Origin of the sequence: Aquimarina atlantica, assembly GCF_000626715.1 — a bacterium.
Taxonomy (GTDB): domain Bacteria; phylum Bacteroidota; class Bacteroidia; order Flavobacteriales; family Flavobacteriaceae; genus Aquimarina; species Aquimarina atlantica.
Map to the genome: position 1 here is coordinate 70,540 of NZ_AQRA01000006.1, position 24,521 is coordinate 95,060.

At 32.2% G+C, this 24,521-nt stretch carries 19 protein-coding genes; 12 read left to right on the forward strand and 7 right to left on the reverse strand.

Going from position 1 to position 24,521, the window contains the following annotated elements:
* Positions 1-155 precede the first annotated feature (155 nt).
* Positions 156-518, forward strand: coding sequence for a DUF1801 domain-containing protein (locus tag ATO12_RS13925; RefSeq protein WP_034242780.1), 363 nt, complete (start codon positions 156-158; stop codon positions 516-518).
* Here ATO12_RS13925 and kdsA read toward each other — a convergent pair.
* The gene (gene kdsA / locus ATO12_RS13930; RefSeq protein ID WP_034242781.1) at positions 505-1,323 is read right to left on the reverse strand and encodes a 3-deoxy-8-phosphooctulonate synthase; all 819 of its coding nucleotides are present in this window, start codon (positions 1,321-1,323) and stop codon (positions 505-507) included. The two genes, ATO12_RS13925 and kdsA, sit on opposite strands and share 14 nt — an antisense overlap.
* 118 nt (positions 1,324-1,441) lie before the next feature.
* Here kdsA and ATO12_RS13935 point away from each other — a divergent pair, with 118 nt between their 5' ends.
* The 3 genes from ATO12_RS13935 to ATO12_RS13945 all read left to right on the forward strand — a co-directional run bounded on the left by ATO12_RS13935 (position 1,442) and on the right by ATO12_RS13945 (position 4,680).
* Positions 1,442-1,993 carry a hypothetical protein gene (locus ATO12_RS13935; RefSeq protein WP_034242782.1) on the forward strand — a complete coding sequence of 184 codons (552 nt, stop codon included), beginning with the start codon at positions 1,442-1,444 and terminating at the stop codon, positions 1,991-1,993.
* 134 nt (positions 1,994-2,127) lie between these two features.
* Positions 2,128-3,927 carry a translational GTPase TypA gene (typA, locus tag ATO12_RS13940; RefSeq protein WP_034242783.1) on the forward strand — a complete coding sequence of 600 codons (1,800 nt, stop codon included), beginning with the start codon at positions 2,128-2,130 and terminating at the stop codon, positions 3,925-3,927.
* A gap of 411 nt (positions 3,928-4,338) precedes the next feature.
* On the forward strand, positions 4,339-4,680 hold the full coding sequence (locus ATO12_RS13945; protein WP_034242784.1) for a tRNA-binding protein: 342 nt from the start codon (positions 4,339-4,341) through the stop codon (positions 4,678-4,680).
* Between the two features lie 98 nt (positions 4,681-4,778).
* Here ATO12_RS13945 and ATO12_RS13950 read toward each other — a convergent pair whose 3' ends face one another.
* The 3 genes from ATO12_RS13950 to ATO12_RS13960 form a co-directional block, all read right to left on the reverse strand.
* Positions 4,779-5,462: a cell division ATP-binding protein FtsE gene (locus ATO12_RS13950; protein ID WP_024768942.1), complete on the reverse strand. Its 684-nt coding sequence runs from the start codon at positions 5,460-5,462 to the stop codon at positions 4,779-4,781.
* Positions 5,463-5,735: 273 nt separating this feature from the next.
* Positions 5,736-6,860: an acyltransferase family protein gene (locus ATO12_RS13955; protein WP_051575841.1), complete on the reverse strand. Its 1,125-nt coding sequence runs from the start codon at positions 6,858-6,860 to the stop codon at positions 5,736-5,738.
* Between the two features lie 104 nt (positions 6,861-6,964).
* Positions 6,965-7,834 (reverse strand): LytR/AlgR family response regulator transcription factor, encoded by an 870-nt coding sequence (locus ATO12_RS13960; RefSeq protein WP_051575842.1) that lies wholly within the window; start codon positions 7,832-7,834, stop codon positions 6,965-6,967.
* A gap of 335 nt (positions 7,835-8,169) precedes the next feature.
* Between ATO12_RS13960 and ATO12_RS13965 the strand changes: the two genes are divergently transcribed.
* The 5 genes from ATO12_RS13965 to ATO12_RS13985 all read left to right on the forward strand — a co-directional run bounded on the left by ATO12_RS13965 (position 8,170) and on the right by ATO12_RS13985 (position 16,477).
* Positions 8,170-11,187, forward strand: a complete 3,018-nt coding sequence (locus tag ATO12_RS13965; protein ID WP_034242785.1) for a tetratricopeptide repeat protein — start codon at positions 8,170-8,172, stop codon at positions 11,185-11,187.
* 29 nt (positions 11,188-11,216) lie between these two features.
* Entirely contained in the window at positions 11,217-12,995 is a 1,779-nt protein-coding gene (locus tag ATO12_RS13970; protein ID WP_131248838.1) for a TonB-dependent receptor, read from the forward strand.
* Between the two features lie 182 nt (positions 12,996-13,177).
* Positions 13,178-13,990 (forward strand): M23 family metallopeptidase, encoded by an 813-nt coding sequence (locus ATO12_RS13975; protein ID WP_034242786.1) that lies wholly within the window; start codon positions 13,178-13,180, stop codon positions 13,988-13,990.
* Between the two features lie 173 nt (positions 13,991-14,163).
* Positions 14,164-14,520 (forward strand): hypothetical protein, encoded by a 357-nt coding sequence (locus tag ATO12_RS13980; RefSeq protein WP_034242787.1) that lies wholly within the window; start codon positions 14,164-14,166, stop codon positions 14,518-14,520.
* A 163-nt stretch (positions 14,521-14,683) separates the two neighbouring features.
* Positions 14,684-16,477 carry a DUF885 domain-containing protein gene (locus ATO12_RS13985; protein ID WP_051575843.1) on the forward strand — a complete coding sequence of 598 codons (1,794 nt, stop codon included), beginning with the start codon at positions 14,684-14,686 and terminating at the stop codon, positions 16,475-16,477.
* 98 nt (positions 16,478-16,575) lie between these two features.
* Here ATO12_RS13985 and ATO12_RS13990 read toward each other — a convergent pair whose 3' ends face one another.
* Complete coding sequence (locus ATO12_RS13990) at positions 16,576-17,676, reverse strand: hypothetical protein (RefSeq protein ID WP_034242788.1); 1,101 nt, start codon at positions 17,674-17,676, stop codon at positions 16,576-16,578.
* Between the two features lie 173 nt (positions 17,677-17,849).
* On the reverse strand, positions 17,850-19,049 hold the full coding sequence (locus ATO12_RS13995; protein ID WP_034242789.1) for a hypothetical protein: 1,200 nt from the start codon (positions 19,047-19,049) through the stop codon (positions 17,850-17,852).
* A gap of 232 nt (positions 19,050-19,281) precedes the next feature.
* Between ATO12_RS13995 and ATO12_RS24965 the strand changes: the two genes are divergently transcribed.
* The 3 genes from ATO12_RS24965 (at position 19,282) to ATO12_RS14010 (ending at position 22,265) form a co-directional block, all read left to right on the forward strand.
* A complete protein-coding gene (locus ATO12_RS24965; protein ID WP_051575844.1) occupies positions 19,282-20,310 on the forward strand; it encodes a sensor histidine kinase in 1,029 nt (342 codons plus the stop codon).
* Between the two features lie 24 nt (positions 20,311-20,334).
* Positions 20,335-21,108: a LytR/AlgR family response regulator transcription factor gene (locus tag ATO12_RS14005; RefSeq protein WP_051575845.1), complete on the forward strand. Its 774-nt coding sequence runs from the start codon at positions 20,335-20,337 to the stop codon at positions 21,106-21,108.
* 149 nt (positions 21,109-21,257) lie between these two features.
* Complete coding sequence (locus ATO12_RS14010; RefSeq protein ID WP_165583382.1) at positions 21,258-22,265, forward strand: helix-turn-helix domain-containing protein; 1,008 nt, start codon at positions 21,258-21,260, stop codon at positions 22,263-22,265.
* 11 nt (positions 22,266-22,276) lie between these two features.
* Here the strand turns inward: ATO12_RS14010 and ATO12_RS14015 are convergent, their stop codons facing one another.
* Positions 22,277-24,502: a carbohydrate binding family 9 domain-containing protein gene (locus ATO12_RS14015; RefSeq protein ID WP_034242791.1), complete on the reverse strand. Its 2,226-nt coding sequence runs from the start codon at positions 24,500-24,502 to the stop codon at positions 22,277-22,279.
* Between the last annotated feature and the right edge of the window lie 19 nt (positions 24,503-24,521).

Below are 24,521 nucleotides of genomic sequence, written 5' to 3' on the forward strand. Positions count from 1 at the left end.
GTACTTTGAAATACAAAGTAAAATTAAAATATTGAATTGTGCAAATTTAATTTTCAAGAACAATCTTGTGAGGGGAGAGGCTTTTTTGAAGTAGTTAATTTTGGCTACAAGTAATATAAACTATCTTTTTTATGATAAAACTGTATTTTTGAAATATGAATCCAGCAGAAGAATATATTTTAAGACAACCAGAACCTTTTAAATCTATACTGCTTCATCTACAGGTGATTATCGAAACGACGCTACCAGGGGTTGAGTTGTTGTTTAAGTGGAGAGTTCCTTTTTACTATATGGGTAGAAGTCCGATCTGTTATCTTAATGTAACCAAAGGATATGTAGATGTGGGATTTTGGAGTGCACAGTATTTTACCAAACATCAGGAGAAACTAGAGTCTGATAAAAGAAAATATGTAAAATCTCTTCGATACCAAAGTATAGATGATATCGATGATCAAGTACTTATCGAAGTTCTTGAGCAAGCGTACATTTTTAGAAATGAAAAATTTATAACTGATTAACGGTTTGTCGAATGGCAACCAGATTGCTCAATAATTTTTCCAGATGATCAAGATGCAGCATGTTTGCGCCATCACTTTTGGCATTTGCAGGATCAAAATGAGTTTCCATAAATAAACCATCTACGCCAGTTACTACTCCCGCACGTGCAATAGTTTCGATCATGTCGGGTCTCCCTCCGGTCACACCACTAGATTGATTGGGTTGCTGTAACGAATGTGTTACATCAAGTACAGTAGTACCGTACTGTTTCATTGTAGGAATCCCTCTAAAATCAACAATCATATCGTGGTAACCAAACATGGTTCCGCGATCAGTGATCATCGCATTTTCATTACCGCTATCTTTTACTTTTTTTACAGCATGTTGCATAGCTTCAGGACTCATAAATTGTCCTTTTTTAAGGTTAACCGTTTTTCCTGTTTTTGCTGCAGCAACTACAAGATCTGTTTGGCGTACTAAAAAAGCCGGGATTTGTAAAATGTCTACATACTCGGCTGCAAGTGCTGCATCTTCATTTTCATGAATATCTGTAACTGTTGGGATTTCGAAAGTTTCTCCAACTTTACGTAAGATCTTTAATGCTTTTTCATTACCAATCCCCGTAAAACTATCAATACGACTACGGTTAGCTTTTTTAAATGATCCTTTGAAAACATAGGGGATTTCGAGCTTAGATGTAATAGTAACCACTTTTTCGGCAATGCGTAATGCCATCTCTTCCCCTTCAATAGCACAGGGACCAGCCAGGAGAAAAAAGTTATTTGAATTAAGATTCTTAAGGTTTGGAATATTTTCTAATTGCATGATAGCTTATTTTATGGCGCAAAGATATGAGTTTTGTTAATGTATAAGCGATTTAACTATCAACTTTTGGTATAAAGTTTGATCGATAGATTTTTTTTTACCAATTAGGCTTTTATACATGAAAAAAATATTTCTCACCATTCTGGTAATGTGTGTTTTTAATAGCAATGCGCAAACCAGTACAAATCACACACAAGGAACACAGAATATGTTTACTGCAAATATAATAATGCCAGGACTACGATACGAAGTAGGACTAACTTCTAAGACTTCATTAGTTGTTGGGGTTGGTACTGGGTTCGCTTGGGTATATAGTGATCTCTATGGTTCTGAATATGGGATTTTTTCCAATTTTGAAGGTACGTATCGTTATTATTATAATTTTAAAAGAAGAAAACAAAAAGGAAAACGAATAGCTAATAATTCTGGAAATTACTTGGCCTTATCTTCTTATCTAAGTATTGGAGATCCTTTGATTGGTGATTTAGAAACAAGATCGGATTATAATGGAGTGGTTGGTCCTGTATGGGGAATACAGAGAACCTATGAATCGAAACTTAACTGGAATTTGGAATTGGGAGTTGGTTATGGCTTTAATGATAAGGAGACTTACATATCACCAATTGCTAGTTTTTCAATAGGATGGACATTTGGAAAAGATATTAATTAGCAGATAATGAATTGGTTATGCTGATTTCTGTGGCTTTTTAGAGCACATAAATATCTATTTATTAATAATTAAAACTTTCGCATACAACCTGTCAAAATATCTCGTACCTTTGCACCCTTAAAAATGAGGCGTTTATGACAGCTATAAAAAATATTGCGATAATTGCTCACGTAGATCACGGTAAGACTACGTTGGTAGATAAGATTATGTACCATTGTCAATTATTTCGTGAAAATGAAAACACAGGTGATTTAATTTTGGATAATAATGACCTGGAGCGTGAAAGAGGGATTACTATTACCTCCAAAAACGTTTCGGTTACATATAAAGGAACCAAAATTAATATCATAGATACTCCTGGTCACGCCGATTTTGGAGGAGAAGTAGAACGCGTATTGAATATGGCAGATGGAGTACTACTTTTGGTAGATGCTTTTGAAGGACCTATGCCACAAACTCGTTTTGTACTGCAAAAAGCAATTGACCTTGGACTAAAACCTTGTGTTGTTGTAAATAAGGTAGATAAAGAAAACTGTACGCCAGACGAAGTACATGAAAAAGTATTTGACCTGATGTTCGAACTTGGTGCAGAAGAATGGCAACTAGATTTTCCTACAGTATACGGCTCTGCTAAGAATAATTGGATGAGCGAAGACTGGAAGAATGAAACAGACAATATCGAACCTCTGCTTGATATGGTAATTGAGCATATTCCTTCTCCCAAAATTGAAGAAGGTACTCCTCAAATGTTGATCACATCATTAGACTTTTCATCTTTTACAGGACGTATCGCTATCGGACGTTTACAAAGAGGAACTCTAACAGAAGGTATGCAGGTTTCTTTGGTGAAACGAGATGGAACGATAAAAAAATCAAAAATAAAAGAGCTTCACACTTTTGAAGGCCTCGGAAGAATGAAGGTAGAAAAAGTAGAGGCAGGAGATATTTGTGCTCTGGTAGGACTCGAAGGTTTTGAAATAGGAGACACTGTAGCCGATATAGAAAATCCTGAAGGATTACAAACTATTGCTATCGACGAACCTACGATGAGTATGTTGTTTACCATTAACGATTCACCTTTCTTTGGTAAAGATGGAAAATTTGTAACATCAAGACATATCAAAGAGAGATTAGAAAAAGAATTAGAAAAAAACCTTGCACTTAGAGTTAATGAAACAGATAGTGCAGATAAATTTATGGTATTTGGTAGAGGAGTACTGCATTTATCTGTGTTGATAGAGACTATGAGACGCGAAGGATATGAACTTCAAATCGGGCAACCCCAGGTGATCATAAAAGAGGTTGATGGAGTAAAGTGCGAACCTGTTGAAGAACTAACGATAGATCTTCCTGAGCATGTTTCGGGAAAAGCTGTAGAAATGGTAACCTTACGTAAAGGAGAAATGCTTAGTATGGAAGCCAGAGGAGATCGTATGGTGTGCGAATTTTTGATTCCGTCTAGAGGAATTATCGGTTTAAGAAACCAATTGTTAACCGCTACTGCTGGTGAAGCAATTATGGCGCATCGTTTTAAAGAATATCAACCTCTTAAAGGTGATATTCCCGGTCGTATTAATGGCTCATTAGTTTCTATGGAAAAAGGAACAGCAATACCTTATTCTATAGATAAATTGCAGGAAAGAGGAAAGTTTTTTATCGATCCGGGAGAAGATATTTATGAAGGACAAGTGATTGGCGAAAACTCTCGAGGAGATGATATGACAGTTAATGTAACCAAAACAAAGAAATTATCAAATGTACGTTCTGCAGGAGCAGATGATAAGGCCAAGATTGTACCAGCAATCAAGTTTTCGTTAGAAGAAGCTTTAGAATATATCCAAAAAGATGAATACGTAGAAGTTACTCCTAACTTTTTGAGATTGCGTAAAATTTACTTAACTGAAGTAGAACGTAAACGAAATAAAATTGTTTAAACTCTTTTAAGTTATACCTATAAAAGTAAAAAACCGCGAGAAATTCTCGCGGTTTTTTAATACCGTAACTTTAAATTATTACTGGCATTAAAAATAAAACCCCGAGTTAACTCGGGATTTATCGTCGATATTTTGGGGTATGCATTGGGGTATTTGGGGCTAATTCTATATTTTGGGGCAAATAAAGGTATATAATGTTTTATTTGTATGGTACAAATGTAAGAATAATTCCTGTAACTTCGCTTGTAAAAATCAACAAAATATCGGTAAAATACAATTAATAACGATAAAATACGCAAAAAACATTGTTTTGATACGGTTTTTACTGCTCTTTTGAAAGATCAATATTTAAAATGTTATTTTTTAACAGAACTTCAATACTTTTAAGAAATAATTTGAAATAAAAAATAAATGGATCGAGGTTTAGAATGGAAAGAATTTATGAATGTAGATATGCGAGTTGGCACTATAGTACATGTAGAAATTTTTAAAGAAGCACGAAACCCAGCCTATAAAATGATTGTTGATTTTGGCGAATTAGGGGAGCGAAAAACCTCTGCACAGATCACGAAACTCTATTCAGAACCTAAAGAACTTATAGGCAAACAAGTTATTGCAGTAGTCAATTTTCCGCCAAAACAAATCGCTAATATGATGAGTGAATGCTTGGTATTAGGAGCTGTAGGAGAAGATAAAGAAGTAACTTTATTAACTCCGGATTTACCTGTTAAAAATGGATTGCGAATAGGTTAGTCTCTGTAATTGGTATATATATTATTGTATATGCAGGATAAATAATAGAATTGCAAAAAAAACTTAGATTCTAAATCTGTTAAAGGCCAATTATATCTTTATCCTTTTCTTTGTACCACTTCGAATACTTTGTTCCCATCACATTTTAATGTCTTAGAAGGGTATTTAAGTAATAAAGCATAATCATGAGTAGCCATAAGTATGGTGTTACCATTTTTATTGATATCCCTTAGAACTTCCATAACTTCGACAGATGTTTGTGGGTCCAGGTTTCCGGTGGGTTCATCGGCCAATATTAACTCGGGATCATTTAGTAATGCTCTGGCAATAGCAATACGTTGTTGTTCTCCTCCTGATAATTGATATGGATATTTAAAATCCTTGGTTTTCATGCCTACTTTATCCAATACATCATCAATTTTACTATCCATCCCTTTTTCATCTGTCCATCCTGTGGCTTTAAGGACAAATAAAAGATTGCCTTTCACAGTTCTATCATTAAGCAATTTAAAATCCTGAAATACAATGCCTAATTTTCTGCGTAAAAAAGGGATTTGATTTTCTTGCAGGGTAGGTAAATCAAAGTCAACAATACTCCCTTCGCCTTCTAACAAAGGAAGATCCCCGTATAACGTTTTCATGAAACTACTTTTTCCTGTACCAGTTTTACCAATAAGATATACAAAATCCCCTTTATTTACTTCTACATTGACATCAGAAAGAATTAAGCTTTCGCGTTGATAAATTGAAGCATTTTTGAGGCTTAATACCGTATTGGACATAGTTTATGATTCTGAATTAATATACTTTGGTAAAAGTAAAAAGTTTTCTGGTAAAAAAAATCAGGTATGGAAATAGTTTTTAATACATAATTTAATTAATAACTCAATTCTTTATTAAATAGTTTATTTTTTGTGATTATTAGACAGTTTGAAAATGTTAGATTTCCAGAAGTAATTATTTGATGTAGTGAAACATTATAATTTAATGATCAGCTTTATGCAAGATATATTGGACACTTCTTGCTAAATCACTAAAAACATATCTAACATAAGTTATTTTGGAAGTTTTAATTTCTTTTTTTTCATACCAAATAATATTCTTGGAATAGTAAAAGGGTAAATTAAAAATCTGTAAATGATAATTATTAACGGAAATGTAGTAAAGATCAACACTAGTATTTTTAAAGAGATATTTACATTTAATTGAATAATATAGTATCCTAATACAACAATAATTGTTTGATGTAGAATATAAAAAGGATATATAGCTTCATTAAGTATGTTAAGTACAATACTGGGTTTATTGAACCAAATTTGTCCATAACCGAGTATAGAAATAATTGATGTCCAACTTACTAATGCACAAACTAAATACCAAATGTCCCATTGTATACTGCTAGAAAGATATGGTGCAATATACTTATTAGGTAAAAAATAATAGCCATAAAATAATAAAGTACTGATTAAGAAAATAATCGAATTAAATTTGCGATACTCCTTTAAATACACCCAAATGTTTTTTGCCGAAGTAAATAACATACCAGATATAAAGAAATATCCATAAAAAGCAGTTGATGATAGGTTTGTGATCGATTTGGAATCACTGGGATATAATTTTTTTAAAGCTATAGTTATACATATTAACGGAATTACCCATAAGAATACACCATATTTTTTATAAGCACCGTGTTCTAGTACAGTTAAGATTTTATTTGATTTTGGTGATTTCAAAAATAGAATTAAAGGTATGACCAAAACTGAAATGATAAACAAGTTTTCGATAAACCAGAGATGGTTTACCTTAAGGCTCATATTTTCATATACTTTGAAATAAGAAAGGTAACTGCCTATGTTTTCGTAATAGGTTTGTGGTGGAACAATAAAAAGAACTCCAAAAAAAAGAGGAATTAATAAACGAATACTCCGTTCTTTTAAGAATTGAAACCATGTTCTTTTTGAAAAAGCAAACATTGTTCCGGTTCCGGAAATTAAAAATAATAAAGGCAGCCTAAACTGTTCAAAAAACACCATAATATCATCCAGGATTTTACTGGACTCAGAATTCATAATATGAAACTTATCACCATTAAATGGCATTCCGATATGATGAAAATATACAGCTAAAATTGCAATTACCCTTAACCAATCTAGATCGTACCGTCGCTTTTTTTCTATCACAATATTTGTTTTTAAATTTGAGTCGGTAAACTTATAAACAAATGCTTTCGTGATATTATTTATGTGATAAATAACAACTGTTTGTGACGAAATGCAAATTTGATTTATGTTCCCGAATTGGGTGAAAAAAGCAGATTAAACCCTTTGATTCTCGAACGCGAAACCGGAATCGACGATTTATAATTTTTTAAATTAACCAAATAACCTTGAGCATTACCAGAGAATGATTTGATGTGGTTAATGTTTACAAGATAAGATCTGTGAGTTTTATAAATAAAAGAAAATGATTGTAATTGGGATTCTAATTCTTTTAACGTTATTCTAATTAATTCCTTTTCAAAACCATTAGGTGATATGGTGAAAATCTCAGTATAATTACTTTCGACTTTTGCAAACAAAAAATGTTCTGCTTTAATTTCAAAATGATCATTTGATACTCTTGATGTTATGCGTATAGTACTATCTTTAATTAAGCGCTCTTTAGGTTTAATGGATAACTTTTTCAAATCGGAAGAATGTTTTTTAATAAGCCTTTCAAGATTTATTGGTAAAACAATGGCTAATAAAAGAACGCCTACCAAAAAAGTATTCCGTATCTCTTCCCAAAGATATCGTAGTGACCAATTATCAGAATTCAAATAAATGATATCACGAATTAAAAAATCGACAATACCAATGATCAATAAAATTATAGAGAGATTTAAAATTTCTTTTCCTAAAGTCCAGGAATACCCCTTTGATTTCCAGTTAAGGTAGCTGAAATAAAAATAAGCAATGGGAAGAGGAATAAAAGAATGAATTACTAAAATCCAGATATAATCTATTCGATGCTCGGATATATTAACGACAAAAGGGTCGAAAAAATAAGAAAAAATAAAACTTAAAAAAGAAATCAATACCAAAATTAGAATTAACTTCTTTTGGTTACCATAATAGTATGGATATGGTTCTTCCAGATATTTTTTAAGTTGCATGTGGTACAGATTACAATTTGCGAAACAAATTTAAATTTTTTAAAACCACATTGTAAAATTATGAGAAAAACAATGATATACTATATGGTTTGTCATAACAATCTAGGGTTTTAATCTTTGTTGTATTCGTTTATTTTAAAAGAAGAAATACACAAATGGCACATTTATAAGATCATTTTTTTAGGTATTATACTCATAAAGTATTCACAATTCTAAATTTACAATGTAATTATATCCAAAATATTTCGTTATTAAAATGAAGATTAGGGTATCTTTAACACAAAATTTATTCGCGGGAAACGATATTTACTTTTTAGATTGTAATACTTACTTAAATGAACAAATACATCATCTCGATGCTTTTTGTGATTGTTATGTCTGCATATATGTTTGCACAGCAATCCGCAATTTACACCAATGAATTAGTGCTGTATAATCAGGCTCTAGAATTGTATAACAATAAACAATTTCTGGCGGCTCAAAACCTGTTTGATAAGGTTAAGGATGCCTCTACAGATGAGAATATTGATGCCGATTGTACCTATTATATTGCTAATTGCGCGGTGTGGCTAAATCAAAAAGGAGCAGATCAACTTTTAGAAGATTTTGTTGTGCAATATCCTACAAGTATTAAGCGTAATGCAGCATACCTGGACGCAGCAACATACTATTTTGATAATGGTAAATATGCCTATGCGCGTAAATGGTATGATAAAGTTGATGAAAGTAATTTAGGACGGGCAGAAAAAGAGAAATATAATTTTAATAACGGGTATGCCTATTTTAAAATACAGCGATTTAACGAAGCGAAGAAATTTTTAAATCGTGTTGAAGATTCTCCAGAGTATAGCGCTAAAGCAAAATATTACCTGGGTTTTATAGCTTACGAAGGAGATAATTATAAAGAAGCCGATAAATTGTTTGATGAAGTAAAGGATCTAGATCAATATAATAAGAACTTATCGTATTTCCAGAGTGATATGAATTTCAAGTCAGGAAATTTTGAAGAAGCTATCAATGAAGGATTAGTGCAATTGCCTAAATCGAAGCGTTCAGAAAAATCTGAATTGAATAAAATTATAGGAGAGAGTTATTTTAACCTTGGTCAGTATGATAAAGCTATTCCATACCTTAAAGAATATAAAGGACGAAAAGGGAAGTGGAACAATACAGATTATTACTTATTAGGCTATGCTTATTATAAACAAGGAGCATATCAGAATGCAATTTCAGAATTTAATAAAATTGTAGATGGGCGTAATGCTACCGCCCAAAATGCCTATTATCACTTAGCAGAATCTTATCTTAAAACAGATCAAAAACAGCAAGCACTAAATGCTTTTAAAAATGCTTCGGAAATGGATTTTGAAGCTAAAATTAAGGAAGATGCTACCTATAACTATGCAAAATTAAGCTACGAAATAGGAAACTCTTTCGAGAGCGCTCCAAAAGTTTTGCTATCCTACTTAGATCAATACCCTAACACAGAATTTGAAGAAGAGATCAAAGAATTACTGATTAGTTCGTATATCACATCAAAGAACTATAAAGAAGCGATGGATCTGCTAGAAGGAAGTAGAAACTTTGCAGATAAAGAAGTATATCAAAAAGTAGCTTTTTACCGTGGGATAGAATTGTACTCAGAAAATAATTATCCAGAAGCAATAATCTATTTTGATAAATCTCTAAAAGAACAAGTAGACCCTGCATTTACTGCCAAAGCAATATATTGGAAAGCCGAAAGTGACTACTTATTAAATAATTTTGATGATGCTTTAATTGGATTTAAACAATTTCAAGGCAGTACAGGAGCATCATCGACTAGTGAGTATGAGCATATAGATTATAATTTAGGATATACTTATTTTAAGTTGAAACAATACCCCCAGGCGGCTCAATATTTTGAAACTTTTTCTAAGAGTAACAAAGCCGATGAAGCAAGACAAACAGATACTTATCTAAGATTAGGAGATAGTCATTTTATTTCTAGTAAATACTGGCCGGCAATGGAAGCCTATAACCTGGCAATTAAAAAAAACGGACCAGATTCTGATTATGCACATTATCAAAAAGCCATTAGCTATGGCTTTGTAAATAAGCATAACAAAAAGATTCAGGATCTAGAAATGTTCTTAAAAATGTATCCCAGATCTACATATCGAGATGATGCTATGTTTGCTCTTGGTGATGTATATGTTTCCGAAAATAAAACACAGAGAGGTATTGAGGCTTATGATCGTCTAATTAGAGATGTACCCAGAAGTTCATATGTACCAAAAGCATTACTAAAACAAGGATTAATTTATTATAACGGAAATCAGGGAGACAGAGCTTTATCAAAATTTAAAAAAGTAGTTGCAGAATATCCAGGTACCGATGAAGCAATCCAGGCCGTCAATACAGCAAGATTGATTTATGTAGATTTAGGAAGAACACATGAATATGCCAGCTGGGTAAAAGGATTAAGTTTTGTAGATGTTAGTGATGCCGATTTGGATAATACAGCTTTTGAAGCTGCAGAAAAACAATTCTTAGAAAATAATGATAAAGGTGCAATTAGTGGTTTTGAGAAATACCTTAGCGAATTTCCTAATGGTTTACACGCTCTTAAAAGCCACTTTCACCTGGCACAATTGTATTTCAAAAAAGGAAATAAAGACGCAACAATCCCACATTACGAATTTGTACTACAACAGGATAGAACAGAGTTTACAGAGCAAGCATTGGCAAGACTCTCACAAGTGTATCTGGAGAATCGTAAGTATGAAAAAGCAATTCCCGTGCTAGAACGTTTAGAAAGTGATGCTGATTATCCGCAAAATATCATTTTTGCGCAATCTAATTTGATGAAGTCGTATTATCAATTGTTGAATTATCAAAAAACTATCGAATATGCAGATAAGGTTCTGGCGAATCCAAAAATTCAAAATGATGTAAAAAGTGATGCTAAGATTTTTACCGCCCGAGCAGCATTTAAGACTGTAGACATGCAACGTGCAAAGAAAGCTTATGCAGAGGTACAAAAAATAGCTACAGGAGAATTAGCTGCCGAAGCATTATACTATAATGCATATTTTAAAAATTTAGATGGCAATTACAAGGCTTCTAATGAAACCATTCAAAAATTATCTAAAGATTTTCCTGGATATCGATTATATGGTTCTAAAGGACTAGTGCTTATGGCTAAAAACTTTTATGGACTTAAAGATGCTTATCAGGCTACATATATTTTGGAAAGTGTAATTAAAAATTTTACCGATTTTCCTGAGGTAATCGATGAAGCGCAAGCCGAACTCAGAAAAATTAAAGCCGAAGAGTCAAAAACAAATTCATCTATCCAAACCGAACAGTAATAATAAGTTAGTAAAACGAGTTGTATTGTATGTTTACATATTTTAAGAAATTGAATAGACCTCACAGGTCTTTAAGACCTGTGAGGTCTAGAGTGTTACTTTTTGTACCCATTTTTATAATAGGAATAAAGGGTGCTGCCCAGGAAAAAGAAAATGAAACCCTGGATACAGAACGAGTGGTTATTGTAAAAGCATACACACCAACAATTAGTGATGCATTTAAAGTGAAATCTACTCCTGTTCTTAATGATTCGGTAACACAGCAGAAAAAGCAAATACGATATAGTATTTTTTCTGTGCCTGTGGCATCCACGTATACACCAGCAAAAGGAAGGGCCGCCAATATAGATAGACCAAAACCTATAGATATCTATGATAACTATGCTACATTAGGATTTGGGAATTTTACATCGGTTCTTGCAGAGTTTTATAGTAATTTTCAGCTTAATCGATCCGATAATATCGGATTGTATTTGCACCATAACTCATCGCAAGGAGGTATAGAAGAAGTGCAATTAGATGATAAATTTTATAATACCTTTTTAGACCTTAATTATACCTCTCGTACAAGAGATTATACATATGGGATAGAAGTAGGAGCAGAACACCAATTATATAATTGGTATGGATTGCCCGATATTCCTACATTAACACAAGAACAGATTAATGCAATTGACCCACAACAGAGTTATTTTGGAGCAAAACTAGGAGGGAAACTTCAATTTGATGACCTGTATTTTAAGAAAGCTGTGTTAAACTATAGATATTTTGGTGATGCTTTAAGCTCTGTAGAACACCATGTGATAGCAAAACCTACTTTTGAGTTCGAAATAGGAGATAACCTAATTACAACCAATTTTATTGCAGATTATTTAAAAGGAAGTTTTGATCGCGACCTTGCGTTCCAAACTCCTAACGAATATGGTATTTTAAATGTCGGAGTTAACCCAAGTCTTGTAATATTAAGAGATAATCTTACCGTGAATCTTGGAGCCGCAGTATATTATAGCATTGATACAGAAAATAGCGATAATGATTTCTTTATTTATCCCAAAGTAACGGCTTCCTATAGATTATTAGAAGAAGCTGTTATTGCTTATGGTGGGCTTGAAGGTGATTTACAACAAAATACATATCGGAATGCGGTACAAAAAAATCCTTTTGTATCTCCTACTTTGGTCATAGAACCTACGAATATGTTGTATGATGCGTATGTAGGGTTGAAAGGAAAAATATCTGATGTAGTGAGCTATAATTTTAGAGGAAGTTATATCTCAGAAGATGAAAAACCTTTATTTGTTAATAATGTTAGTGCAACATTACAACGAGAAGGATTTGATTATGGAAACTCATTTTCGTATCGCTATGACGATGTTAATACATTAGTAGGGTATGGGGAGTTAAATTTTGAAATTAGCAAAAAATTTAAATTAGGAGCTTCTGCAGAATATTTTAATTATAGCTCTGAAGACGAACAAGAAGCATGGAATCTCCCCGAACTAAAAGCATCGGTACTTATGGATTACCAAATCAATAAAAAATGGTACGTAGGAGCACAGTTATTTTATGTTGGCGAACGAAAAGACATTAATAATCAAGTCATTTCTTTACCTACAGTTCCTGAATCTATCGTAACACTAGATTCTTACTTTGATGCTAATGTAAATTTAGGATATCGATTAAGTGATCAACTATCCTTCTTTATTAAAGGAAACAATTTGGCTGGAGAAAATTATGAGCGTTGGGTAAATTTCCCGGTTCAAGGAATACAAGTTTTAGGAGGAGTTACATATAAATTTAACTACTAAATTTAATCTCGAATTAGATAAATTTAAAATTTTTGGTACCTTATCGTAATAAAAATACCGATCATTTAATCATATATTGGATATAATGATTTGGTTTTTTTATCAATGATATCTTGTTAATCGGTTGATTAACATATTGCTATCGGTATAGTTTTTGTTGTTGTTTAGATAAAATAAAACTTATGAAAGGTACTTTACTTCTTATTTTTTGCCTGTTTTCTATAGGTATGTTTTCCCAGGATAATTTTAAACTCTATTATGAAGAAACAGAAAATGGATTTAAGATTCTGGCAGATAATGACGAATATACTCCGGTGTCTGCAAAAATAGACTTCAGGTTAGAAAACCTAACATCTACTAATGGTAGTGATAAAGTTTTTGTAGTGCCAGCAAAAACAAAAAGACATACGATTACAGATCTAAAAGTAATTGATAGAAAAAAACGCATAAAACTGGGGTACGAATCTATCTATAATCATGGAAATCATAATCAAAAAAAATATGATACCAGTTTTAAATATTACCTGCCATTTAAAAAAGGAGAAGAATATTGGCTATCTCAGGGATATAATGGAGCTACTTCTCACCAAAATGAAAATGCGTTAGATTTTAAAATGCCCGTAGGGACTAAAATTTATGCAGCACGAGACGGAGTAGTTGTAGATATCGAAGAAAGTTTTAGTAAAAGTTGTACTTCTGCAGATTGTGCAAAGTATAATAATTTTATTCTTGTTTATCATAGCGATGGTACTTTTGCCGAGTATACCCATATTAAAAAAAATGGAGCACAGGTAAACATTGGCGATCAAATAAAAATAGGCCAATTTATTGGATATAGTGGTGATGTTGGTTGGGCTACAGGACCACATTTACATTTCATTGTATTTTTTCAAAGACTAAAAGAAAGAATTACCTTAAAAACAAAATTCCTAACCGGAAAAGGAAAACAAGCTATTGCGCTTAAAGAAAAAGAAAAGTATCGCAGAGAATATTAATATACTTTTTGATAGATTCTAAATATAATTATACCGGTAAATAGGGTATAAAACATCCCTGTTTTCAGTACCCTAATTTTCATCGTTTATGGTGTTTTGCACCTGCCTAAACGGCTATATCTTGCACAGTATTAAGAACAGTTTTACCATAACTTTTAATACTAGATATACAGATGAAAAAGATTAATTTACATACATATATTGTTACATTTATTTTACTATATGTTTTAGCTGCAATATGCAGTTTAATTGGGTACGCCAACAATGAAGGAACACTTGTTTTGACTCCTACAACAGATTTTTTACTAAAATTACATTCGATAATTAACCTTCCTACAAATACTATAGGATATGCTACATTAGGTAAAGGAATCTATGGTGCAGTAGGAGGATTAATCCTTAATGTACTGTTGTATTCTCTTATAGTTGAGCGTTTTGTTTTTTGCCTAAAAACCTTGAAAAGAAGTGTTTTAAAAATGAAATTTTTAACTAAAAAAAGCAAACGAACTATTTTACTTATAGAAAAGTAAACACACCAAAACCGTATCAAAACCCGATATATCATTGACCTCACAGATTTTTGAAATCTGTGAGGTCACGTTTTTTTTAGAGAAGTTACTACATTGTTAAGATGCATTTCTTTTCGTGCTAATTTTCCTATCTTCCATTCCTAAATCAAAAATATACCATATCATGATCAAAAAAATGCTTTCTATAGCTTGTTTTGCTATGATTTTTACAGCTTGTAAAAATGAAGCTACTACTACCAAAGAACCTGTAGAAAAGGTAGATGTAAGTGCCAAATTTAATGAGATGCTAGATAACTATTATGAAGAAGGTCTACAGCTCAATCCGGTACAAGCTACCTTTGCCGGTGATAATAGATTTAATGATCAATTCCCTAACCCTCTTGCAGAGGAAACAGTAAATAAAACTAAGGCTTATTTTAAAAAATATAAAGAGCAATTAGCGCAATTTGATGATGCTACATTATCTGAAAGCGAAAAGATGACTAAGGCAATTCTTAATTGGGAATGTGATATGAACTTAGAAAGCTTTAATTTTAAGCAAGATTATTTTCCTATTGATCAAATGTGGTCTATTAACCTTGTTGCCGGGCAATTGGCTAGTGGTGCTAGTGCACAACCTTTTAAGACAGTCGAAGATTACCATAATTGGTTAAAGCGCCTTGAAGGGTATATAGATTGGATGACATCTGCCGAAGCCAAAATGAAAGAAGGTATGGCAGCCGGGTATGTATTACCAAAATCATTAATCGTAAAAGTGCTTCCACAATTAGAAGCACTAACAGTTGAAGACTTAGATCAACATCTTTTCTATACTCCGATAAAGAATTTCCCAGAGGATTTTTCTGATGAAGACAAAAAACAATTAACAGAAGCCTATAGCAAAATGGTTTCCGAAAAAATTATTCCTACCTATAAAAGTCTTCATAAATTTATGAGTACAGATTATATGGAAGCAGGTAGAACTAGTTCTGGAATCGAAGGAATTCCTGGCGGAAAAGAGTTTTATCAATATCAAATCAAGTTGTATACAACAACAACTATGACAGCTGATGAGATTCATAAGCTGGGACTTTCTGAAGTTGCTAGAATCTCTTCTGAAATGGAAAAAATAAAAGAGCAAGTAGGGTTTAAAGGAGATCTAAAATCATTCTTTGATCATGTGCGTAGCAAAAAAGAATTGATGCCATTTACAGAGCCACAACAAGTGATCGATAATTTTAATGCCATTCATGATCGTATGAAACCACAGATTGAAAAACTGTTTGATGTAAAACCCAAAACACCATTTGAAGTACGTAGAACAGAAGCTTTTCGTGAGAACTCTGCTAGCGCAGAATATAATCCTGGATCGTTAGATGGTACTCGCCCGGGGATTTTTTATACTCCGATTCCAGAAGTAACCAAATATAATACCTATAGTGATGAGTCGTTGTTTTTACATGAAGCCATACCAGGACATCATTATCAGATTTCGTTAACTCAGGAAAGTGAAGAATTGCCAAAATTTAGAAAAACATTGTGGTACAGCGGTTATGGAGAAGGTTGGGCATTATACAGCGAATCTTTGGGTAAAGAATTAGGCTTATACACAGATCCATATCAGTATTTCGGAATGTTAGGCGCAGAGATGCATCGTGCTGTTCGTCTTGTTGTAGATACAGGATTACACTCTAAAGGATGGACACGGGAGCAGGCAATTCAATATTCATTAGATAACGAAGCAGAATCAGAAGCAGGGATTACTTCAGAAATCGAAAGGTATATGGCCAATCCTGGTCAGGCATTATCGTATAAAATCGGACAATTAAAAATAAGAGAACTTCGTGCTAAGGCAGAGGCAGAACTAGGAGATAAGTTCGATATTCGCCAGTTTCATAATCAAGTGTTAGAAACCGGATGTGTACCATTGGCATTGCTAGAAAATAAAATCAATACATGGATTGCCAGTAATAAGTAATTAGTCGGCGAGATCGTATTCTAGCCTATAAAATAAAGACGCGCATAAACTTTTATGCGCGTCTTTATTTTATGTAAGGACCTTACAACTACTCTAACTTACTTTATTAAACTTGTTTTATTTTCAAAGTCCTGATCCTTGACTTGATTTATTTTGATATCGATAAAATTGTAGTCATATAAATCATCACCTTGAATAAATGTTGATTGTTTAAAAACAGAGATCCCATTTATCTTTTCCCAATCTTTAAAAATAACAGTTACCAAATCTCCTTTTTCATTGGTATTGATATCGAAACCTAGTGGAAGAAAGGAATCAAAAGCGTAATAAAAGTTAACAGGCCTTTGAGTGTTATCCTTAAACTCGATATGAAATGCAGTTTGATTCTGAAATTTGGTGAATCCCTTTAAAATAGGATTGGTATACCGAGTTTCGGGTTTAACACTTAACCAATGTAATTCATGGCCATACACAAATGTTTGCATTTCAGAATCTAAAGATTCAGTAAGTGATTGTGTATGTATATCATAATGCCAAGAAGCATTTTTTCCATGTTTTATAATACTATGGTTCTCGTCATAAACTTGTTCCATTCTCCCGTCAGTTTCTCTAGATAGTATAAGAGTTTTGAAAGAGTTTTTTGGGCCTTTACAATCCGCTAGAGTATAGATAGAAACTATATCCGAGTTGCCAGAAATTCCCAAATTAGTTCTTACTTGATTTAAAACTATTTCTGCTGTAGTATATGCATCTGCTTCTGTATTGACAGTACTAATAATTTTCCATTCGTTATCGATTTTTTTTAGAACATTTTGCCAGGAAACTACCCAATATACAGGCTCACTCCCTAAAATTCCTTTTACAATTACCGATCCAATATAGCTAGCCATAGAGCCATCATCAGATATTTCAATAACAGGATCATCACGTTTAATTAGTTCGTGAAACTCCATAGCGTCTAAGTATGATTGAGTACCCGAAATCCTATCAGATTTTTTTATTTGTTGTACATTACCTTTTCTAACATCGTACCACTCTTCTGCATTAGGTTGATAAAATTGGTTAGCATCTTTATTAAAATGAGCCTGTTCTACCAGATCCATTAATGACTGGATTTTTTGCTTTTCAGCTTCAATATCAATTGATTTTTGACATGATAGAAAGGAAAATACTAATAATATAGTAGTTATTTTATTCATAATATTGTGATTAAAGTACCCTGAAAATAGTTCTTTTACATTCTTAAAAGTAACAATTCCTTATATAGATAATTAATAAAGGTTTGTTAAGGAGGATTTTAGAAATGCTAAAAGTATAGGGAGACATTACAATATTAGAAACAATTCACAGCATAAAATATCGTGTCAACTTATCAAAAACTCTTAAATGCTTCAGCATTTCGTACCAGAACAAGAACATCATATCTAAAGATAATTTTCTTAAAGGCATCAGAAAAATTAGCATAAGCAAGTGGCCTTAAAGAAGCTAAATCCAGTACATAATACTTCTTGGTTATAGTGGGTATAACTGTTTGAATTTCTTCAGGAAAATCTTTACTATTATCAAATGGTGCTACAGGATTAGGTGAAAAAGGGTTTCCTATAGCAGCTTTTCCGGTTATACCCATCACCATATAATGTAACGAATGCATTTTGTTGGTAATAGCCAATTCACTTGCCATATTAGAAATATCATAAATATTAGTTCGATTTAATCCTTTTGCCGCATGATTGGCTCCTAGTTTAAAGATTACTTTTGGAGTAGTATTACGATCTTTAGCTTTATGATAATAGTTTAAAAAATTACGTTTCATTAATTGACCCCTCGTATTATTATTTTTATAATACTCTTTAGTGATCATATTATAGGCGTATATTTCCTTAGTTTTCCAGAGTTGTTTTAAAATTTCGATGTCTTTGGCATCAGTAGCTAGTTCCAGCAACGATTTATGTAGAGCTTCGTTATATTTAAAAATATAAGTCGCTCCGTACTTTTTATTAGCTATAGCGTATTGATAACCCTCGATAGCCTCTTTTTTTAATTCCTGTAGTTTTTCTTTTAAAGGTGTATTGTCTGTAGTAGAAATAATATAATCAAAATTAAGACGAAACTGAACCATAAAAGTCTGGTCAATCCCCCAGAGCGTTCCTTTCTTTTTAATTACATTGGTAAACAGATCATAATCATCCTCATTATTGTAAAAAGGAATAGCGAAGGGAAACTCTTGATGTAATTTTTTTGCATTACCTATAGGGTCATTAGAAGAGGCTATGGTCGTTATTTTTTCTGCAGCTATAGCATCTGTCTCTATACAGAGTGTATGATAACCAAATGGTTGTGCAATATTGTATATTGAATTTGTAAAAATCCCCACTTCTTTAATGCCGTGTTGTTCTCCTACAAATACAAATTGACTATTTTCTAATCGCTGTTTTGTAAAGGATAAAAAGGTATCATCGTTAAAGTCTTCTATCTGAAAACTGTACTTTGATAAATCAATTTTATCTTGTGAGTGTATAAATGGGGTAGATAAAAAGATAATACTTATAAATAAAGAAAAAATAATTTTCATCGCATATTATTTTGAGATTGATACCTCAAAAATACTTCGTTTGTACAGCGTTTTTTTTAGGAATATTACGAACCCCAATATTATATTCCCGAACTTATTTTTTTGAAAGATAAACCACATGATATGGGATACGAACATGATAATAGCGTTGCGAAATTGTACAGCAAATTGACTTTTATAAAACAAATTTCATCTTCAATTGCTTATTTTTATTAGTGTAAAAAGATTCGATATGAATATAGAAACACCAAAATTATCTCCGGGATGGCGACTTGTTATCGTTTTTATTGTGGGGATGGTTATGTTTAGTATTGTAGCAATTGCATCAAAATTTAGAGAAGCTCCGAGACCAAACTTATTTTTTTTGCTGTTATGGATAGCTATTATTTACTTAAGTTTTGAAGTGATTCATCAGCTTCAGAAAAAATTGGTGCGAAAGAATCTAAATTCTATTTGGGTCTTTTTAGGAAGTAGTATAGGAGGGACTGTTAGCTATACCGTCTCTTTTTATTTTTATAAATGGCTAGATTATTTTATTTTAGGTAGTGAACCTCCTTTGGTACAACATATACTATTTTCTGCTATAAACGGGTTGGCAATTTGTATCATTCTAGGTCTTATTTTACTAACATACAACTGGAAAAACCAGTACTATATTTCTCATATAGAAAACGAACAGTTTAAAAAGGAAATTATAAAAGCTAATTTATCTATTCTAAAAAATCAGCTCGACCCACATTTTATGTTCAATAATTTTAATACCTTATATTACTTAATTGATGAAGATGGGGCATTGGCGCAGAGATTTCTAAAAAATATAGCATCGGTATACAGGTATATTCTTCAAAACAACGAAAAAGCAATTATACCTATATCACGTGAGTATGAGATGGCTCGACAATATCTTTTACTTATTGAACAACGTTATAAGACCGCTCTAAAAGTACATGATACTGTAGATTCAACATTTTTTGAGCATAAAAGTGTTCCTCCATTAGTACTACAACAACTTATTGAAAATGCGGTAAAACATAATAGAATAGATGAACATTCCCCATTGCACATTTATTTTGAAGTAACAGAAAACTACTTTACAGTTAAAAACAACAATAATCCTAAACGTACGTCTGGTACTACCGGAACAGGGTTAGAAAATATTACAAAACGATATGATTTTCTAACCGAGAATAAGGTAATTATTTCGAACACCGAAGAAGAGTTTATAGTGTCTATACCTTTGTTATCGGCAACCAATGAATGAAACAAATAGTAAAAAACTAAATGTGTGAAAATTAAAACTGTCATATTAGAAGATGAAGCGACAGCAAGGGATCATCTTATAAAATTAATAGCCCGGATCAATACAGATATTTCTGTTATTGCATCAATTTCTACAGTAACAGAAAGTATAGATTGGTTTCGATCAAATAAACATCCAGATCTAATTTTTATGGATATTCATCTATCCGATGGGATTTCTTTTGATATATTGAAAGAAGTTACCATCGATGCTCCTATTATATTTATTACCGCTTATGATGAATATGCCATACGAGCTTTTAAAACAACAGGAATTGACTATCTACTAAAACCCATTAATAAAGAAGATTTACAAAACGCATTACAAAAATTCTTTAAAAATCGAGCCAAAGAAGCAGATGAGTGGATTATTAGAAATATAGATGTACTTCAACGTATACAAAAAGAAGAAAAATCTGAGTACAAAGAACGTTTTTTGTTAAAATCAGGAAATAGCATGACCCCCGTAAAAATAGGTGATATAGCGTATTTTTATCGAGACGAATTGGTTTTTGCAAAGCTCTCGAACGGAAAATTATTTCCTTTGGATGATTCTTTAAATCAATTACAAAGGATGATTAATCCCAAAGAATTTATTCGATTAAACAGGCAACTTTTGGTAAACATAAACGCAATAAAGAAATTAACCCCTTCAAAACCTGGCCAATTATCGGTGCTGTTAACTCCAGAATACCATGATGAAATACATTTGAGTCCAGAACGATCGAGGTGGTTAAAACTAGTCCTCGACGGAAAATAGGAGATAGATAGAATAAAAAAAGAAAAAGCTATTTTTATATCATGTACCATTGGAGTGAGATTTTTATTGGGATCCAGCTATGTATTACAATTCAATTAATAGTAGTAGGCACATTAAACATATGTACGAAGAACACAAAAAATGTTTTTTTGGGTATATACTGCCTTCTTGTTGCTAATGCCCATATAGCTCTTATTTTTAGCGATTTTTTCAAAAAGGAACCTTATATGTATGCCTTTTTTGGAGGATGGAAAGGATATTTTTACGGGCCGGTTTTATATCTTTATTTAAAATCGTTAAGTAAAAAATGGAATCATAAAAAAGAATGGATTCATTTAATACTTCCGCTTGCTTTATTTGGATTGTCTCTTTATCGTTATTTTTATATAAGCCAGGAAGATTCAATGATTGTAAGACTAAAAGCAGTGGGGTATTTTTTCTACTGGACCCTATTAATTTCTTATTTCGTTTTAGGGATAAAAGAATTTAAACAGCACATAAGAATAAATTTAAAAGAAAAATCAAAAATTAGATTTCAAAGTTTTTATACTATAGTAAATACTCATTTATTGTTTACCATTATACCAGGATTTATATTGTTTCTTAGTATATATACCGATGTTAGCGTCATTGATAATTTAACAGAAGCCGTTGTATTACCTTATTATCAATATTGGGCTGTTCCTATTTATATGCTTCTTTTTATTTTCTTACTCTTTTATGGGGTTACGGAGTTACAATGGGTGAAAAAATATTTTCTAATGGCTTCTATACATCAACCTATACATGATTCTCAAAAAAATGCAGATATTTTTATACATATCAAAGAGTTTTTCTCTGTTAATGAAGTGTTTAAAAACCCAAACCTTACTATAGACGAATTATCTCTTTCATCGGGCATTACCAAATCTGCAATTCGAACTGTTTTGATCGAAAAAGGATATTCTAGTTTTACCGATTTTGTGAACGAATATAGAATTAGAGAATTTAAAAATAATCTGAAAGAAGAAAAGTATAATAATTATGACCTGGTTAGTATTGCTTCATTATCAGGGTTTAATTCTAAGGCAACATTCTATAGAGTTTTTAAGAAGCATACCGGCATGACTCCCAATGAATATAAAGCAGATATAGTAAGTAATAGATTTCTAGAATAGATTAAAGAAGTTTATCGTATAAAGGTTTTAGAAAATTTGATAATCAGTATTTGATTATCTGTAAATGGCAGTCTGGGTTGCAATGCATTTCTATTCGTATTAGCATTATGGTTATAGACGATATATAGATCAGTACCTTCTGTTGGGTTATACCTAAATCTAAGATTCCATCCTAACTGGTCACTTCGTGTATCATATTGCACATAAGAGTTTAATGATGTTTTTGAAGATAAATTGAATTTTAACCTCGAAAAATACCTACTTAAATTTAGTTTTCTGGATGTTTCACTAGCATACTCTTTAGGAAATCTAAGATTATTATATGTACCTCCTAGTTGAGCTTGAAAGAGTGTACTAAAATCGTAAGAAACGTTATACGACATAGTAAACTGGTTTCCGCCATAAAATTCTCCTATTTCTGTATCTAATGTAATTTTATATGGTCTTGCATCTCCAGAAATAAAAATGGGATTAAATTTCCACATCTTGTACTGTGCAGCAGGAATAGTTACTCCTTCTGCGATCTCCCAATCACTATATAGATTATCTTCTTGATAGATAGGGAAAAACATAGTTAAACGATGTCCTTTTTTATGTATCGCTGTCATGTAAAGGTTCGTTTGAAAAAAATCGTGATTACCAGAATTAGACAACCAGTTTTTTCTGAAATAATGACCTACCGAAAAGAATTGCAAGAATGAATGATTGGTGTATGATTTTCTCCACCCATGATTTAATGTTAAACGTTTGGTATTGGGTTGAGAAACAAAACCCAATTTGGGATCAAAGTTTTCTGTGTATTCCCGAAACCTGTATTGTAGCCCAAAACCATTGTTTTTAAAGGTGTTTATTGAAGCACCATACATTGGTTTCCAATTTCCTTTTTCTTTATCAAAGGTTGTGCCTATTGTTAATTGAGTTCTAACAGTATTAGTTAAACGAATATTTGCGTCTACAGCCATGAGATGATTATGGTCTTCATTACTTAATGAATTGGTATTGATAAAACCAATATATGATCCTAGTTTTCCTATGTTTTTTTTAATTCGGGTTACACTTTTATTAGCAGAAGCGGCTACTTCATTTACCTCATGTGTTTGCATTGATAAAATCCCGTATTGCCATTTTGTATTTCCGCCTGTAAATCGAACACCTCCTATGATGGGAATTGAAGCACCATTCTGAATACCGATACGCCTGGAATGAAATAAACGGTGATCAAATTGGTTAGAGTTAAATATATCAGCATTTTCGAGGAAAAACAGTCGTTTTTCATTTAAAAATATTGGGAAACGAGAAATATTAACGATTCGATCATCTGCTTCTACCTCTGCAAAATCTGTGTTTAATGTAAAATCTATCGTATGATTTGCATTAGGCTTAAATTTTATATCTACTCCCAGATTACTTACTACTTTATCTAATACTTCGTGATCTGCATATTGTTTGCGTTCTAAAATGGTAGTGTTACTTTTATATGCTGTTCCTTCTTCGTTAATCAGGTTCTCTCTAATGGCATTTGCTTTTATATATGGGGTTATGTACAACGGTTTTGTCACCGGTAAACCTGTAAAACGTATTTCCTGAGCATTGGTAAAATGATGTAGCGCGTTACCGATATCGATATTTTTGAGATGAGACGTTATTCGTTCATTAATTTCTTTATATTTTACTGTTGCTTTAAATCTCATGATGTTCTCAGAAGATTTTTCATATCGTAAAGATGAAAACGGAATTCTCATTTCTGTACTCCACCCTTTTTCGGTAATAATAGATTTAACATCCCAAAAGGTGTTCCACGAAGTATTAAATTCTTCCCCATTACGACTTACTTCCATATCCTGTCGTGCACTCAATGGATTTGTTCTAAAAATGAGTGTATTTATTTTATCATTGTAAGTGTCGATATGTATTTGAAAATAATCGTCTTTTACCTGGGCTACATCTCTTTCTAGTGTTGTTGCGAATATCTGAGAAGGATCTCTAAAATTAATAACCCCACCTACATAAAGATATTCCTTGTCATATAAAATTTTTACCATTACCTGCTCTGATGCAGGTGTGCCTATATTAGGGTCTATTTGCTTAAAGTCAGAAAATTCTAAAGCATTTCTCCATACGTTTTCTTCTAATTTTCCGTCCAGAATAATAGCATTTTCCCCTAAAGGAACATCAATAATTTCTTGTGCCGATGATGCTATACTCACCAGCATACATACAATAAAAATAGACCTCATTTGATTTTTCTGTTCGTTT

Bases quoted from the DNA above. Each gene is read 5' to 3' on its own strand.
- ATO12_RS13925 (WP_034242780.1), top strand. From the start codon at position 156: ATGAATCCAGCAGAAGAATATATTTTAAGACAACCAGAACCTTTTAAA.
- kdsA (WP_034242781.1), bottom strand. From the start codon at position 1,323: ATGCAATTAGAAAATATTCCAAACCTTAAGAATCTTAATTCAAATAAC.
- ATO12_RS13935 (WP_034242782.1), top strand. From the start codon at position 1,442: ATGAAAAAAATATTTCTCACCATTCTGGTAATGTGTGTTTTTAATAGC.
- typA (WP_034242783.1), top strand. From the start codon at position 2,128: ATGACAGCTATAAAAAATATTGCGATAATTGCTCACGTAGATCACGGT.
- ATO12_RS13945 (WP_034242784.1), top strand. From the start codon at position 4,339: ATGGATCGAGGTTTAGAATGGAAAGAATTTATGAATGTAGATATGCGA.
- ATO12_RS13950 (WP_024768942.1), bottom strand. From the start codon at position 5,462: ATGTCCAATACGGTATTAAGCCTCAAAAATGCTTCAATTTATCAACGC.
- ATO12_RS13960 (WP_051575842.1), bottom strand. From the start codon at position 7,834: ATGCAACTTAAAAAATATCTGGAAGAACCATATCCATACTATTATGGT.
- ATO12_RS13965 (WP_034242785.1), top strand. From the start codon at position 8,170: ATGAACAAATACATCATCTCGATGCTTTTTGTGATTGTTATGTCTGCA.
- ATO12_RS13970 (WP_131248838.1), top strand. From the start codon at position 11,217: ATGTTTACATATTTTAAGAAATTGAATAGACCTCACAGGTCTTTAAGA.
- ATO12_RS13975 (WP_034242786.1), top strand. From the start codon at position 13,178: ATGAAAGGTACTTTACTTCTTATTTTTTGCCTGTTTTCTATAGGTATG.
- ATO12_RS13980 (WP_034242787.1), top strand. From the start codon at position 14,164: ATGAAAAAGATTAATTTACATACATATATTGTTACATTTATTTTACTA.
- ATO12_RS13985 (WP_051575843.1), top strand. From the start codon at position 14,684: ATGATCAAAAAAATGCTTTCTATAGCTTGTTTTGCTATGATTTTTACA.
- ATO12_RS13990 (WP_034242788.1), bottom strand. From the start codon at position 17,676: ATGAATAAAATAACTACTATATTATTAGTATTTTCCTTTCTATCATGT.
- ATO12_RS13995 (WP_034242789.1), bottom strand. From the start codon at position 19,049: ATGAAAATTATTTTTTCTTTATTTATAAGTATTATCTTTTTATCTACC.
- ATO12_RS24965 (WP_051575844.1), top strand. From the start codon at position 19,282: ATGAATATAGAAACACCAAAATTATCTCCGGGATGGCGACTTGTTATC.
- ATO12_RS14015 (WP_034242791.1), bottom strand. From the start codon at position 24,502: ATGAGGTCTATTTTTATTGTATGTATGCTGGTGAGTATAGCATCATCG.